The following is a 15,919-nucleotide window of genomic DNA, read 5'->3' on the forward strand; positions in this document are numbered from 1 at the left end:
TTTAAATCAGCTACTTATATGATAATTGTCCTTTATGACAACAATCTATCCCATTATCTTCACTTCTTTTGTAAAAAACAACCAAACGATGGGTGAGCATAAAGTGCTTGTAAAACTGGGCGAAAGAATCAAAACAATTCGAGTTAGTAAAAATATGACTCAAAATCAACTTGCTATGGAGTGTGATTTTGAAAAAGCAAGTTTGTCCAGGATAGAATCCGGAAAATCAAATCCCACTATTCGCACTTTATATAAGCTAAGTAAAGCGCTTGAAATTTCTCTGGAAGATTTCTTTAAAGATTAGCCCGGTAGTTTTTCGTCTACACGGTATAGTAAAATGGCTACAGTCTTTTTGTTGCCGGAAAATAACCTTATCATTTAAGCGCTTCTTTTCTATTAAAATTTCTTGTTCGGGTTTACACTTACCTTATATTATTTTTGGCATTGTTTCATTCGCCTGTGTTAAATGCTGTTTTCTTATAACAAATTAATATTGAACGGAGATAGACAAAAAATAGCCTCTTTTAAAACAAAATCCGGTATAAAAAATATTCTGTAAATTGTTTTTTAAATACCGGTCCATGTTCGAACAGAGTAAAAAATATTTTTCCTATATATTGAATCCACTGGAATTACTGCGTACCAAAAAGGTATTGCAGGTAAACCCTACTGTGGCTGCTCCCAGGGTGGAGCCCGAAGAAATAAAGATCTTCGTTTTTGATTATAATGCTACCCAGGCAGATATGAGGGAGCTGAAAACAGTGCCCGAATGCTTTGCATTCCTGGATTCTCCAAAAATTACCTGGTTAAATGTGGATGGTTTGCGCAAAGTAGATGTGGAAAAGATCTGTGCTCACTATGGCATTCATTATCTTATTACCGAAGATATTTTAAGTATTGGCCAGCGCCCCAAAATGGATGAAATTGACGGGCTGGTTTTTTGCCTGCTGAATATGATGTATTTCAATGAAAAGGATTCGGCTGTTGAAATTGAGCAAATAAGCATTGTGCTGGGCAAAAATTTTGTGATCAGTTTTCAGGAAGATGCAGCAAAAGATGTATTTAATCCATTACGGGAGCGTTTAAAAATACCGGGCAGTAAAGTGCGGCAGAATGGGGCTGATTATCTGTTTTATTCTTTAATTGACATGATAGTTGATAATTATTTTGTGGTAATGGAAAAGCTGGGAGAAAAGATCGAGGGCCTTGAAGAAGATATTGTACGCAACGCCAACACCCGTACATTGGCCAAAATAAATATGCTTCGAAAAGAAATGATTGTTTTAAAGAGAAGCATTGCCCCGGTAAGGGAATTGGTAAATGGTGTTTTACGAAGCGATAGCGAACTGATTGAAGAGCGTACCGAAAAATACTTTAAAGATGTGTACGACCATATTTTACAGGCTAACGAGTTGGCAGAAAACTATCGCGATATGATGATGAACTTAAATGACCTTTATTTAAGTAACGTTAATTTAAAGATGAATGAGGTGATGAAAGTAATGGCCGTAGTTACCTGTTTGCTGGCACCCGCTACCGTTATTGGTGGCATTTTTGGGATGAATTTTGAAAACATGAAATGGCTGCACACAAATACTACTTTTATAATTGCTGCATTTGCTATGATAGGTATTCCGCTAATTATGATCAGGATATTTAGGAAACGGGGATGGTTTTAGAGCGTTAGACGTGAATGGTCAATGATTAATAAGGCTGTTTGACAGATCACCAATTCACGTGTCACCATTCACGACTCACGCCTTCTTCTTAAAAATTGGAACTGTACTGCAGGGTTCCCCATACATAATACTTTTTGCAACCGGCCTTAACAGGTTTGTAATTTCCACATAGGCAGATTCTGAAACAGGCAGATCGCCACAACCCTTTATCACCACTCTTTTATCAGTAAAATCTGCTGTGTTAATACTATAGAGATTTTTTAAGAATAATGTTTTTTGCAAAAAATCTTCGTTTCCAAAAACTACATTGGCTGCAACTGGCTGCAGGTAACTGGCTGCCAGCATGTATGCCCACATGGGTATAATAGCATCAGCAGTACAGGTAAGTGCCACATTTTTGTTGCTGTAAGGTGTAAGGTCTAAATTTTTCAGTGCTTCCCTGAAATCCTTTTCCTTTAATATTAAACCCATAAATAAATAATCCTTCAGGTCAAATACAGCTGTATCCCCCTTGGGATAATAATCTTCCAGGTTCAGGGTGATGATACCGCTTTCTGCTACCTTATTGGACATTATTTCTTCCATAGTACAAAGTTATACCAATAATATGCCGGCAAAGCCTGGCCTTATAAAAAATTCTTTTTCTCGTAAATGAAACAGCCCCCGCTAAAGCAGGGGCTGTTAAAAAAATATCTATCAGGTATTAATAACCGTATTTACTGCGGCTGTCTTCTATTTTAGCCTGTTCTTTTATACCTTCAAACCAGCCGGCACCAACCTGGTTACGGATTGTTGTAATTTGCTGTGCCTTTCTTTGTGCTTCAGCTTCGGGAGTATCAGCCGGTTTGGTACCTACACTATTTACTTTAATTACAAATACACCTGAATTACCTTCAATTGGTGCAGAAATCTTACTTTGATTATCCTTATTAAAACTTGCACCAATAACTTTTGGTTCAGGCCCTACATTAGGAATGATCTGGCTGTTAAAGGTTAATGAACTGTCTGCACCCGCAGTTAAAACCTGTTGGTTATATACTGCTGCTGCTGCTTCCAGCGTAGCCGGGGTTCCCAGTTTAGCAATTATAGCTTCGGCTTTCTTTTTATTGCGTATCACGCCTTCCACCATTGGCCTTGCCTGTTTTGCATCCTGTATGCCTTCGCTCTGTACTTTATCTACTGTAGCTACTATAAATTGATTGCCAATATTGAAGGGCTCACTTACATCACCTACATTAGCATCAAAAACCCATTTTACCAATACTTTGGCGTTTTGTAATTGCCCTACAGCATAATCGTTTTCTTTAACAATTGTTGGCCAGGTTATTTTTTGCAAACCGTTTTTAGCAACATAGGCTTCAAAATCTTTAGCTGTTTTTTGGCCGGATAATTTAGTTGCATTTAAGTTGGCAGTACTGATTGTTGCGGGGCTGGCACTGATTTCTTTTGCCATAAAGGCAATTTTATAAGCAGTTATACTGCCTTTTTCTGCAGTCAATTCTATTACGTGGTAACCAAAACGGGTTCTTATTACCTCTTTTGTTCCTACGGGTTTGCCAAAAATCTGTTGATTGAATTCTTCCACCATCGGGCCGCTAAAACCAAAAAATCCAAGGTCTCCTCCTTTATCCCTGGTTCCGTCGGTACCAAATTGTTTTGCCAGTACTGCAAAATCTGCTCCGCCCTTTATTGCGGTTAAAATGCTATCGGCTTTATTTTTTGCAACGCTATCCTCCATAATCGGCTGACCGGTTTGCGGATCGGCTGTTGGTATTAATATATGTCTTGCTTTTACGCTATCAGGATAGTTTTTTGTTCCCAGTACTTTTGCCAGTACATAATTACCTCCGTCAAGGAACGGACCATATACTGTTCCGATTGGTTGTTTTATTATAGTATCAGTTGCTGATGAACCGATTTTTGATTTAGACTGGTAGCTGGTGTCAAATGGAATTACTGAGGCATTTCTTGCTAAAAAGTTAGCCGGGTTTTGAGCAGTAGCAAAACTATCTTTTAAACCAGCCACAATCGATTTAATATTAGCGCTGTCTTCGCTGTTAGGCAACTGGCTATACGCAACATAAGATATCATCCGGCCTTCTTCCTGTTTAAATTGCTTTTTATGTTTAGCTACATAAGCATTAATCTCATCATCACTAACCCTGATAGTACTATCGCTGATTACACTAAATGGAACTTCTACAAAAGATATATTGGCAAAGTTTTTATTTTCTGCTTTGTCTTTTTCCTGCATCCAGGCAGGATAGTAAGCGCTTGCATTAAGCAAGGCAAAATATTTTCCTGATACACTGGCAATTTTTTGTGGTTCCAGTAAACGGGATTGTATCATTTCCAAACGCTTGTCTTTTGCTTTTTTAAGATCAGCAATGGCCAGTTTAACTTTTGCAGGATCCAGTTTACCTGTTGCCGGGTCAACCATATTTTTATCCTGTAACATAGGGTTGGAAGGATCGTTACTATAAAGAAAAGCTTTCAGCTCTTCAGAAGTATAATCAATACCAAGTTTATCCGCTTCGTTATAAAATATAGCTTCGTTAATCATTTGGTTCCATACCTGCTCCCTGATTCTTTCAGGTTCGGTGGTTCTTCCACTTTGTGCCGACTGCTCTTTATCCATATCATAAGCAGCATTATATTTCCTGTCAAATTCACTTTTTTCAATCGCTTCTCCGTTAACTTTACCTACATTACTGGCTAACGATTTAAAAAAACCACCGCCGCCTTTAGTACCTGAATTAGCATCCATTAATAAGAAGCCAATTAAACTTAAAGCAATTACTGCAATAACCACTGCAGCACCTTTGTCACGAATTGTCTGAATTACTTGCATATTTTTCCTGTAATTAAAATGGACGGCAAAAATAGGGGAAAATAAGATATTAACATTTAAATTTTGGGCCTTTATAGCACTAAAAATTGAGTAGTAGCAGGGTTTTTAAGCCGCCTGGCCGGATGGCCGGATTATTTTTATCAACATATATATAAAACAGGGTTTTTAACACCTGTTTGTTAATAAACCCTGTTTAGTGTTGATAACGATAGTTTTTGTCATTAAAAAGTCTTTGTAAAATGGGTTTAAAATCTACAAAATGTAAATTCATAAATCATAATGTTGGAAGATGACATTTTATACCACGGATATTAACAGGCCTTTTTAAAAAATTGTTGATTTAGTTTTCCTCTGCATTTTTTATTAACCACTGTTTATAATTAAAGCAGCAAAAAAATATTATGCAGTGGTAACGGGCCTTATAAATGTATATCTGCAATTTTTTTTATGTTAATTAGATGTGGATGAAGGTGAATAAGTAAAAGGTTTTAATTTTACATCAAAGAGAAAAATATTTCTTTACACTTATTAACACCCATAGTAGTAGTAAGTGATTATATAAATAATAAGTATTAATACATATTATGGTAGATATTAACAGCGCAAAAAATAATTTAACCACCGCCGGTTTTTTGGATGTAAACATAAACCCCGAGATGGATCTGTTTGCAGAGATAGAGAGATTAAAAAAAGAAAAGAATGCTATTATCCTGGCGCACTACTATCAGGAACCGGATATCCAGGACGTGGCGGATTTTATCGGGGATAGTTTAGGCCTTGCACAGGCAGCTGAAAAAACAAAAGCTGATATCATAGTTTTTGCAGGTGTTCATTTTATGGCAGAAACGGCAAAAATTTTAAATCCCGGTAAAAAAGTTTTATTACCCGATTTAAATGCAGGTTGCTCGTTAAGTGATAGTGCACCTCCTGCTTTATTTAAATTATTTAAGGATAAACATCCTGATCACCTGGTAATTACCTACATTAATTGCTCTGCAGGTATGAAGGCGCTGAGTGATATCATCTGTACGTCTTCTAATGCCCAAAAAATCATTGAAAGCTTACCGCCCGACCAACCTATCATTTTTGCACCAGACCGGAACCTTGGGGCTTATATCAACAAACAAACGGGTAGAGATATGTTGCTGTGGAATGGGGCCTGTATGGTTCATGAAATTTTTAGTCTCGAAAAAATTACCAGATTAAAAATCCGGCACCCTAAAGCAAAAATTATTGCACACCCCGAATGCGAAGCTCCTGTTTTGGCCATTGCTGATTATATTGGCAGCACAACCGGTTTATTGAAGTTTACACAAAAGGACGATGCCAGTGAATATATTGTGGTAACCGAAACCGGTATTTTACACCAGATGCAAAAAAATAACCCCAACAAAACTTTTATACCTGCTCCGCCAAATAATAGTTGCGCCTGCAACGATTGTCCGCATATGAAATTGAATACGTTGGAAAAATTGTATTTGTGTATGGAATACGAGTTACCCGAAATAACTATGGATGAGGAATTGCGGCTGGCTGCTAAAAAGCCAATTGACAGGATGCTGGAGATTAGCGCTAAATATGGTTTATAGCCGGTAACAGATTTTATTGCTTCCAAAATGCTGCAATCCTTGTTTTTATATTTTGCCTGATGTTCATGTAAAACAAATTGATGTCACCTGCGTGGTAATTCTTTTTAGTAAAAAACAGTTTTCCTGCAACATTGGGTTTACTGGTCCACAGCACATTGCGGTAAATATTAGCATTAACCACATGAGGAACAATTTTATTGAATTTTAATAATACGCCACCAGAATTTTTTTTAGCAGGTACCAGCGCAGTATCCGAGGTCCAGGTAAGCGGGTTAATAACAACTGCTTTAAAATTTTCTTTCGCTACAAAATCTGGTTCTGTATAACCCCTTTTAAAAGTGCGCCAGCTTACAAAACATCCGGTTGATGTGGAATCTTTACATGGCGGTATAGAACTGAAATAATTTTCCGGAACAGCTAAGCCGGGAATATAAGCACATACCAGTTTATGCTGCAAGGGCTTGTCTTCAAAAAATTCCTTTAACAGCCTGGCAGCATGTTTGGTGCCCTGGCTGTGCGAGGCAATTATTATTGGTCTTCCGCCATTAAAGTTTTCGAGGTAGTAAATAAAAGCGGCTTTGATATCTTCATAAGCAGTGTCAAAATATTTTTCCGACTCTTTACTGGCAATAAAAAATGCTTTGATATGTGCCTGTCTGTAACGAGGTGCAAACACTCTGCATTGTTCATTAAATACACTTGCCTGGTATAAAATTGTGGACCTGTCTGTTTTGCTATTTATAACCGAGTCATCAATAGGCGCATTCCATCGTTGGTCATTATAATTAGTTAAAGTGGTAGGATGAAGAAAAAAAACATCAACACTCGAATCAGGATGATAGGATGAACGAAGGGGTTTGGGAACACTATCACTGGCATCTTTCTTCCAGGGATGAGCTGCCCAGTAGTACAGGTCTGAGTAATCCGGCTTATTGGTAGCTGTATACGATTGATGGTTGGTTATCGCCGGATAATTTTTTTTTGTGCAGGAAACGAGTATGATGCAAAGTAAAAAAGCTGAAATTTTAATGCTGAATAAAAAAGAAGTTTTGTAATTTTTCATAAACAAATCTACATTCGTTAACGATAAAAGTAATCTATATGGCAATTCCTTCAGTTGATTTAGCAGAATTTTTAAGCGGTGACCCTGTGCGTAAAGCAGCATTTGTGCAGGAGTTGGGGAAAGCTTATGAGGAAGTAGGTTTTGTAGCAGTTAAAAATCACGGGGTGCCGGACGAGTTAATTGCCGATCTGTATCAATATGTTCAGGAGTTCTTCTCCCTTCCTTCTGAGCAAAAAAAGAAGTATGAAATACCTGAATTGGCGGGGCAGAGAGGATATACAAGTTTTGGAAAAGAACATGCAAAGGGTAGTGATGCGCCGGATCTGAAGGAATTTTTTCAGTATGGCCAGGTACCAAGAGATAATTTTGATGAAGAGGAATATCCACCTAATGTTGCAGTAAATGAGATTGCAGCCTTTAATCCCACTTTTGAACATGCTTACCGGGAGTTTGAAAAATCCGGTACCGCACTGCTCCAGGCAATTGCTTTGTATTTAGGGCTGGATGAGCATTATTTTGATGAATATGTACATAATGGAAATTCAATTTTAAGAAGTATACACTATCCACCAATTACAAGTGAGCCTAAAAGTGCCATACGTGCAGAACAACATGAAGATATAAACCTGATCACACTTTTGGTGGGTGCTTCTGCAGATGGCCTTCAAATTCTTACCAAACAGAATGAGTGGGTAGGTGTTACATCCTTACCCGAACAGATTGTTGTGAATGTTGGTGACATGCTGCAAAGACTTACCAATAATAAATTGCGCAGTACAACTCATCGTGTTGTAAATCCTGCAAGAGAACTATGGCATACGTCCCGTTTTTCTATTCCTTTTTTCCTTCATCCAAAAAGCAGTATGAGTCTTGAGTGCTTAAGCAGTTGTATTGATGCCAGTCATCCAAAGGCCTACCCGGATGCCACTGCAGGTGAATATCTTGACGAAAGACTGAGGGAAATAGGATTGAAAAAATAAGTAAGCCACATACATTGATACTACTCCGGCATATTTCTTTTTTAAAGTCTGTGTTCCTGCACAGTATAACCGCATTTGGCGGTCCGCAGGGGCACATGGGTATGATGATGAAAACTTTTGTGGACAGGAGAAAAGATGTGACCAAAGAAGAATTGATGGAATATAATTCTTTTTGTCAGCTCTTGCCTGGCGCATCATCTACTCAAATACTTACTTTAATCGGTTACAAACGGGGAGGCGTACCCTTAGCTGTGTTAACACTGATTATCTGGATCTTGCCTGCCTGTTTTTTAATGGGGGGATTATCATTTTTAGTTTCGGGTATTGGTACGCAAAAACTAAATACAAGTATTTTTCAATTCATACAACCTATGGCCATTGGATTTTTAGCTTATGCGGCTTTTAAAGCTTTTAAGATTTCTATTAATAATTTTATTACACAGGTAATAATGCTGGTGGCTATGATAGCCACTTATTTTTTATTCAAAACGCCATGGGTATTTCCGGCCCTGATTGTTTCCGGTGGTATTGCCACCAATTTCAGCAGCAGACGTATTCCCGAAAAGGAAGTAATAAAACCGCGGCATATCCGATGGACCAATATCTGGGTATTTGTTTTGATATTTTTAATAGCTGGTGCATTAAGCGAAACAGCACGAAAGCAGAACTGGGAGAACAGAAAGGCATTTAACCTTTTTGAAAACTTTTACCGGTTTGGAAGTTTTGTATTTGGTGGCGGCGATGTATTGATACCACTGATGCTGGATCAGTATGTAGCCAGGCCAAATTCGGATAGAATTATTCAAAAGAACGATCCGAATATAATCAGGATTGAAAGAGATGAGTTGCTTACGGGGGCAGGTATGGTAAGGGCAATACCGGGGCCGGTTTTTTCAATTGCTTCTTTTACCGGTGGAGTAGCCATGAAAAAGGAAGGAAAAGAAATGCAATTGTTGGGTTGTATAATAGGAGCAGTGGCCATTTTTTTACCAAGTGCACTATTGGTATTATTTTTCTTCCCCGTGTGGCAATACCTAAAAAAGTATGTGGTAGTCTATCGGGCACTGGAAGGAATAAATGCTGTGGTAGTTGGAATAATGTGGGCGGCTACTTTGTATCTGTTAAAAGACGTTTCTATAATTTCGTTTGATACACTTAGTTTTTTAAATATTGGTGTTATTACCGGCACTTTTTTATTATTACAACTTACAAAAATACCGGCACCATTTATTGTTTTATTCTGTCTGTTGCTGGGCCTTATTTTTTAATTATACCCTGTAATAAGCATTCCTTTCAATTTCTTCTTTTACTGCATCGGGAACCAAAAAACGAATTGATTTTTTTTCTTTAATTAGTTTACGGATTTCTGTACTTGAAATATCCAGTAGCGGGGCATTAAGTATGGTGGTGTTTGCACCAAAGGTTTCTAAAACATCAAAGCCTGGTCGCTTATAAATATAGAAAGAATAATTTTTTACCAGGTTTTCATAATTCTTCCATTTATTGATATTTTGAAAGCCGTCGCTTCCCATTATAATAGCAAACTCATAATCAGGATATTTTTCCCGGAGATAGGTGAGCGTGTCGATAGTATATGATGGCTTGGGTAATTTAAACTCCACGTTACTTGCTCTTAACCTGGTTTCGCCCTCGATAGCTACATTTACCATATGCAGCCGTTGGTATTCGTTCAGCAGGGAAGCCGTTGTTTTAAATGGATTTTGGGGAGAAACAACAAACCATACCTGGTCCAGAGCTGTGTTATTGATAATATGATTGGCAATAATTAAATGTCCTACATGAACAGGGTTAAATGAGCCAAAATATAGTCCTATTTTCATTAACTATTTGATAATGAATTATTTATGTTTATTTTGAGAAAACAGGGATTTCTTCTACCCATATATTTTCCGCCTCATTTAATCTGAGGCTTAAAATATAACCAGCTACCAGGATAGAAATTGGATCGCCAAGTGGAGCGATCTGTTCAACAATTATTTTCTCACCAGGTACGCAACCCATCTCCATCAGCTTTAAAAAAATATCGTCATTTTCAAAATGCTTAATAACCACCGTCTTTCCTACTTCAACTTCCGATAATCGCCTGTCCATCCTTATTGTTTTATTTACTGCAAAAGTATTCATTCATAATTGTTTAATAATTTCGATTTTAGAAAATAGCTATGGCAATACAATTCTTTTTCCTGCAGCAAAACATATCACTTACCCGGAGGTCGTCTCTGAAGACTTTTATTAAAAGCATCTTCAAGGAAGAAAAGAAGACGCTGGAGAATCTCACTTATATCTTCTGTTCAGACGACTACCTTTTAGAGATCAATAAGTCTCATCTTAATCACGATTACTATACAGATATTGTCACTTTCGATTTATCTGAAACACCAGGAGCGATAACCGGGGAAATCTATATTAGTACTGACCGGGTAAGAGATAACGCTGCAACACTGGGAGTTATTATTAAGGAGGAATTACACCGTGTTATCTTTCATGGCGCATTGCATCTTTGTGGGTATAAGGATAAGTCGCCAAAGGATGCCAGGCTGATGAGGGCGGCAGAAGACAGGTATTTGACTGCTTATTTTAAGTAATGTTCCACGAATCCCATTTTTAAATTCATCCAAGTCTTAGCAATAACCTCTTGGTTCCACGAATCCCAGTTTCAACCGGAAACATAATATATATTTGGGTATGGAAAGAAAGAAATGGACACCGAAAGAAGAGATAACAGATGCTTTGCTAAAATTTAGAGAGAAACGTAAGTGGCAATTAGCACTAAGGCGGTATATACTGGAGAAAAAAGCCGCTGCCGCCTATGCGCCATACTTTGGTTTGGATGTAAATGGTTTTAGGGGTTGGATCGAATTACAGTTTACGGAAGATTTGAACTGGGGTAATTTTGCTAAGGCCTGGCAATTTGATCATATAGTGCCTGTTACCTACTTTGATTTTGACAATGAAGAAGACCTTAAGCTTTGCTGGAACTTCATAAATATCAGGGTAGAAAAGCTTGAATTAAACAAAAACAGGGGTAACCGGATAGATGTACTTGCTGCAAAACCTTATTTCCAGGACCTGTATGATAAAACCGGTTATGGATTTTGCCTTCAAATGATTGATAAGCTCTCACAAATAGAGGTTGCTAATATCGAAAGTCACCCCGCCATTGAGAACTTTATCATCAATAATAAAGAGCACCTGGAAAATATTGCTACTTTAAGCCAGGATGAGTTCGAAAAATTCAATCAAGGCACCTCAATCAAAGATATTCTGTTAGAAAGAGAGATACTCAGGAAGTTTGGTAGCTAGATACGCTCTCTTTAAACTTCTTTATAACCTGAATAATTTCTAAACTACCTTTGCCACATGTTTCCAGAATATGATGTTATAGTAGTAGGAGCCGGCCATGCCGGTTGTGAAGCTGCCGCTGCTGCCGCTAATATGGGCAGTAAAGTGCTGCTGATTACTATGAATATGCAGACGATTGCCCAAATGAGCTGTAATCCGGCCATGGGCGGTATTGCCAAAGGGCAGATTGTAAGAGAAATTGATGCCATGGGTGGATATAGTGGGATTGTTACTGATGAAAGCATGATCCAGTTCAGAATGCTGAACAGAAGTAAGGGCCCGGCTATGTGGAGCCCAAGGGCACAAAGCGACCGCATGTTATTTGCCGGCAAATGGAGGGAAATGCTGGAGAATACCCGGAATGTTGATTTTTACCAGGATATGGTGAACGGACTTTTGGTAAAAAGTGGTCGTGTTTACGGAGTTGTAACGGGTTTAGGTCATGAAATAAAGGCAAAATCAGTGGTTTTAACCAATGGCACCTTCTTAAATGGTGTTATTCATATTGGAGAGAAGAAACTGGGGGGAGGCCGTATGGCGGAAAAGGCTGCTACCGGTATAACCGAGCAATTGGTGTCTTTAGGTTTTGAAAGCGATCGTTTAAAAACCGGAACACCTCCCAGGATTGATGGCCGCAGCCTGGACTATTCCAAAATGGAAGAACAGAAAGGTGACGAAGAAATGGTAGGCTTTAGTTACCTGCCCACTAAAAAAATTACCGCAGCGCAACAACGCAGCTGCTGGATTACATATACCAGCCCCGAAGTACACGATATTTTAAAAACGGGTTTTGAGAAAAGTCCAATGTTCCAGGGAAGAATACAGGGAACAGGGCCAAGGTATTGCCCAAGTATAGAAGACAAGATCAATCGTTTTGCAGAAAGAGACAGGCATCAGTTGTTTGTTGAGCCCGAAGGCTTTAATACGGTAGAGATATACGTGAATGGCTTTTCTTCTTCTTTACCGGAGGAGGTTCAGTTTCAGGCCCTTAGGTCGGTAGTTGGTTTTGAGAACTGCAGGATGTTCCGTCCCGGGTACGCCATAGAATACGATTATTTTCCACCTACACAATTAAAGTTCAGCCTGGAGACAAAGCTTATTGAGAACCTGTTTTTTGCAGGCCAGATAAACGGAACCACCGGTTATGAAGAAGCGGCTTGCCAGGGATTAATGGCAGGGATAAATGCCCACCAAAAAGCCAGTGAACAGGAAGCGGTGGTATTGAAAAGGAGTGAAGCCTATATTGGTGTATTGATTGATGATTTAATTAACAAAGGAACAGATGAACCCTATCGCATGTTTACCAGCCGGGCAGAGTTCCGTACTTTGTTGCGCCAGGATAATGCCGACCTGCGGTTAACCGAAAAAAGCTATCGCCTTGGTTTGGCTTCGCAGGAAAGAATGGAATTGGTAAAAGCAAAGAAGGAAGGGGTAGAAAAACTGAAAGAAATATTGGCGGCTATCAGCCTGGAACCGGACGAAACCAACGCATTTTTGGAAAGCGTACAATCGTCGCCGTTAGTAGCAAAACAAAAGGCAGCACAGGTTTTACTAAGGCCCAATATTGGACTTGAAAAAATGATGGAATATATTCCTTCTTTAAAAACTGCGTTAAAAGATTTTAATACAGACACATTGGAACAGGCAGAAATTCAATTGAAATATGATACCTATATTGAGAAGGAAAAAGAGCTGGTGGCTAAAATGAGTCAACTGGAAGATCTGGTAATTCCTGATAATTTTGATTATGAAAAACTGGTTTCTTTGGGTACCGAAGCCAAACAGAAATTTAAGAAAATAAAACCCCGTACTTTAGGACAGGCGTCACGTATATCCGGTGTAAACCCAAGTGATGTGCAGATATTGATGGTATTTATGGGTAGATGATATTAAACATAATAAAAATATGAACAATCAAAATATTTTCTGCAACAAAGCGTTAAATACAAAATTTTAAAAATGCCATTGAATTTTAATACAGATACACCAAAAGAATTAGTTTTTGAAAATGTTGCAGAATACCTGCACCACAAAAATTTAAAAGTTCACAAACAGGATAGTACCAGGCCATGGGGAGGTTTTTTTGTGATTGAAGAAAATGAAGCAGAAAAATTTATCAGTTTATATTTTCCGCATCTCACTAAGGAAGAATTGAATATTTCAGGAAAACTAAGTCCTAAGATTTTGGTAGTAGCACCTGGCAAAAGATTAAGCTGGCAATATCATCATCGCCGTGCTGAGATCTGGAAACTGATTGGTGGTGTTGCAGGCGTGGTAACCAGTGATACGGATGAAGAAAAAGAAACTAAAGATTTAAGTATCGGAGATATTATACAATTAAAACAAGGCGAGCGCCATCGTTTATTGGGTACATCAGGCTGGGGAATTATTGCCGAGATCTGGCGCCATACTGATGCAGCAAACCCAAGCGATGAAGATGATATAGTAAGGGTGCAGGATGATTTTGGAAGATAGGGGTTGGCCACGTATTACACAGATAAATACAAAACTATATTTCAGGCAGCTGATTTTTATCGGCTGCCTTTTCAATTTATATAATTTAAACGGTCTTAATTATTGCGAAAAAAAATCCGTGTTAATCTGTGGCAGATTTACTTCAACCCCAGCTTTCTTAATCTTGATTGTATGGCTCCGGCATTTCTGCCAAACTGTTTTATAATTTCAGAATCGGAAACATTATTGTTGAATAGCTGCGTTAATTTTTCATCCTGCTCCGTCGTCCATGGTTTATAGGCTTCGCCATGTTTGGTACGTAGCAATTCTACCGAAAAGGTTTTGCCAGAACTGCCGGTGTATTTTGAATATCCATATTTTGATTTAGGCGTTTCAATTACAACAGGTTTAATTTCTTTTGGCTCCTCCTTTTTTATAATATTTATTTGTGCAAGTTTTGGAAAATCGGCAGGCAATAATTCTTCGGGAATATGCAAAGAATTTTTTGTTCTGGTAATGGCTACGTACAATAAATTAATTTCTTCATTAAGCTTATTGATCTTCTTTTCATCATTTTCCAAATCTGCCACCTGTCGTTTTATTTTATCTTCTGTAATAAAATCTTTTACCAAATGCACAGAATCATATTCCATGCCTTTGCAGCGATGAACCGTAGAAAAAACAACCTCCGCTTTTTCTTTCGCATCGTTTTCAACATGCTTGTTTTTTATGGTTTTAATAATATCGTAAATATCATTACCATATTTTTTTACAATTTCCAGCATCATGCTTAATTGTGCATCTTCTGTTTTTTCAATATACTCTTCCAGCTCTTTTATAGAACCCATTGATTTTATCAAGGCATCTTTTATCTGATGGAGTTTATTATTCTGCAGATTTAATACATCGTATAGAGAAGCGCCTTCGTCCGCATAAGTATAAGAATTGAAATTGCCTTCAAAATAGATTTGTTTAATATTTTTCTTTTCGGTTACATACTCAATCGCTTTTAATAATAAACCTAAATTAGTTCGGCCAATAACGGCCCTGGTTTTTGTATCACCAGTTGTACCCAGCCCTTTAATAGCAAGAGGCGTTGTGGATCTGATAATGTCTTTCCAAAAAAGAACCTGTGTGGCAAGGTTGGCTATATTTGCACCAAACCTGAAACTGTGGCTGAGATTGTAAGAGGAAAAATTGGTTTTCTCCAGGGAGTTTACTGCATAACGCCAGCTGTAAATTTGCTGATGTGTATCTCCCACAATTACCTTGGTAGCCTTTTGCTGTAAAAAAATATCCAGCATTGCAGGTGAAGCATCCTGGCCTTCATCAAATAGAATATAATCAAATGGCAAAACAGGATTTTGCAGTTGAAATTTTTTCAGGTAAAAATCATGTGTGATGTCAATTTCACCTTTATCCATTTTAGCTAATAAAGCCCTGGTTTGAGTTTCTATAAAATGATAAAAAGTTTTTACAAATGTTTTGGCTTTGGCATCACTGATGGTGTCTAAATAATTTACATCCTGAACTTTTAATTTATCGCTATTACAAAAAAGTGCAATAAATTTATTGATGTGGTTGGCAATTACATACTCATGATGTTTTTCGCCATTGCCCTGCAAACCAAGCAAAGCTGCCAGTTCGTGTGTTTTATATCCCTGTGCCAGTACTTTATACTGATGCCTGAAAACAATATTTTTATAAGCCAGCGAATGTGCTGTTTCTACAGTTACATTGCTTAAACCCTTTTCTGCAAATTTTTTAATGGCTTCCAGTTTTACCGATTTATTAAAAGCCAGGTATAAAATTTTTGCGTTCTGTGGTCTTGTTTTAGCGTACTCAATAATAGTGGTTGTTTTTCCTGAGCCTGCAACGGCATTTATCTTTATATCGCCTTTTGAATCGATAATATCTTTTTGCTCTTCTGTTAGTTTCAT

At 37.9% G+C, this 15,919-nt stretch carries 15 protein-coding genes; 9 read left to right on the forward strand and 6 right to left on the reverse strand.

What is annotated here, in order from left to right; all coding sequences use genetic code 11:
- Positions 1-34 precede the first annotated feature (34 nt).
- Together ACYVM0_RS25505 and corA are read left to right on the forward strand one after the other, a co-directional pair.
- Positions 35-304: a helix-turn-helix domain-containing protein gene (locus tag ACYVM0_RS25505; protein ID WP_460562032.1), complete on the forward strand. Its 270-nt coding sequence runs from the start codon at positions 35-37 to the stop codon at positions 302-304.
- 277 nt (positions 305-581) lie between these two features.
- Positions 582-1,679 (forward strand): magnesium and cobalt transport protein CorA, encoded by a 1,098-nt coding sequence (corA, locus tag ACYVM0_RS25510; RefSeq protein ID WP_460562034.1) that lies wholly within the window; start codon positions 582-584, stop codon positions 1,677-1,679.
- Between the two features lie 75 nt (positions 1,680-1,754).
- On the opposite strand, the gene ACYVM0_RS25515 is transcribed toward corA, so the two are convergent.
- On the reverse strand, positions 1,755-2,264 hold the full coding sequence (locus ACYVM0_RS25515; RefSeq protein WP_460562036.1) for a DUF2480 family protein: 510 nt from the start codon (positions 2,262-2,264) through the stop codon (positions 1,755-1,757).
- Between the two features lie 118 nt (positions 2,265-2,382).
- Positions 2,383-4,530 (reverse strand): peptidylprolyl isomerase, encoded by a 2,148-nt coding sequence (locus ACYVM0_RS25520; RefSeq protein WP_460562038.1) that lies wholly within the window; start codon positions 4,528-4,530, stop codon positions 2,383-2,385.
- A 584-nt stretch (positions 4,531-5,114) separates the two neighbouring features.
- Here ACYVM0_RS25520 and nadA point away from each other — a divergent pair.
- Positions 5,115-6,119 carry a quinolinate synthase NadA gene (gene nadA / locus ACYVM0_RS25525; protein ID WP_460562040.1) on the forward strand — a complete coding sequence of 335 codons (1,005 nt, stop codon included), beginning with the start codon at positions 5,115-5,117 and terminating at the stop codon, positions 6,117-6,119.
- A gap of 13 nt (positions 6,120-6,132) precedes the next feature.
- Here the strand turns inward: nadA and ACYVM0_RS25530 are convergent, their stop codons facing one another.
- Positions 6,133-7,182 carry a DUF3089 domain-containing protein gene (locus ACYVM0_RS25530; protein ID WP_460562042.1) on the reverse strand — a complete coding sequence of 350 codons (1,050 nt, stop codon included), beginning with the start codon at positions 7,180-7,182 and terminating at the stop codon, positions 6,133-6,135.
- A 38-nt stretch (positions 7,183-7,220) separates the two neighbouring features.
- On the opposite strand from ACYVM0_RS25530, the gene ACYVM0_RS25535 reads away from it, so the two are divergent.
- Positions 7,221-8,162, forward strand: a complete 942-nt coding sequence (locus ACYVM0_RS25535; protein ID WP_460562044.1) for an isopenicillin N synthase family dioxygenase — start codon at positions 7,221-7,223, stop codon at positions 8,160-8,162.
- Between the two features lie 14 nt (positions 8,163-8,176).
- Positions 8,177-9,430, forward strand: coding sequence for a chromate transporter (locus ACYVM0_RS25540; protein WP_460562046.1), 1,254 nt, complete (start codon positions 8,177-8,179; stop codon positions 9,428-9,430).
- Here the strand turns inward: ACYVM0_RS25540 and nadD are convergent, their stop codons facing one another.
- Complete coding sequence (nadD, locus tag ACYVM0_RS25545; protein ID WP_460562047.1) at positions 9,431-10,003, reverse strand: nicotinate-nicotinamide nucleotide adenylyltransferase; 573 nt, start codon at positions 10,001-10,003, stop codon at positions 9,431-9,433.
- Positions 10,004-10,031: 28 nt separating this feature from the next.
- Positions 10,032-10,307 (reverse strand): FeoA family protein, encoded by a 276-nt coding sequence (locus ACYVM0_RS25550; RefSeq protein WP_460562049.1) that lies wholly within the window; start codon positions 10,305-10,307, stop codon positions 10,032-10,034.
- A 38-nt stretch (positions 10,308-10,345) separates the two neighbouring features.
- Between ACYVM0_RS25550 and ybeY the strand changes: the two genes are divergently transcribed.
- From ybeY to ACYVM0_RS25570, 4 genes are all read left to right on the forward strand, one after another.
- Positions 10,346-10,768, forward strand: a complete 423-nt coding sequence (ybeY, locus tag ACYVM0_RS25555) for an rRNA maturation RNAse YbeY (protein WP_460562051.1) — start codon at positions 10,346-10,348, stop codon at positions 10,766-10,768.
- Between the two features lie 100 nt (positions 10,769-10,868).
- The gene (locus ACYVM0_RS25560) at positions 10,869-11,486 is read left to right on the forward strand and encodes a hypothetical protein (RefSeq protein ID WP_460562053.1); all 618 of its coding nucleotides are present in this window, start codon (positions 10,869-10,871) and stop codon (positions 11,484-11,486) included.
- A 57-nt stretch (positions 11,487-11,543) separates the two neighbouring features.
- Entirely contained in the window at positions 11,544-13,412 is a 1,869-nt protein-coding gene (gene mnmG / locus ACYVM0_RS25565) for a tRNA uridine-5-carboxymethylaminomethyl modification enzyme MnmG/GidA (RefSeq protein ID WP_460562055.1), read from the forward strand.
- A 72-nt stretch (positions 13,413-13,484) separates the two neighbouring features.
- On the forward strand, positions 13,485-14,000 hold the full coding sequence (locus tag ACYVM0_RS25570; RefSeq protein ID WP_460562057.1) for a cupin domain-containing protein: 516 nt from the start codon (positions 13,485-13,487) through the stop codon (positions 13,998-14,000).
- Positions 14,001-14,137: 137 nt separating this feature from the next.
- Here ACYVM0_RS25570 and ACYVM0_RS25575 read toward each other — a convergent pair whose 3' ends face one another.
- Positions 14,138-15,919 (reverse strand): DEAD/DEAH box helicase, encoded by a 1,782-nt coding sequence (locus ACYVM0_RS25575; protein ID WP_460562059.1) that lies wholly within the window; start codon positions 15,917-15,919, stop codon positions 14,138-14,140.

It is taken from the genome of Ferruginibacter profundus (assembly GCF_054783275.1).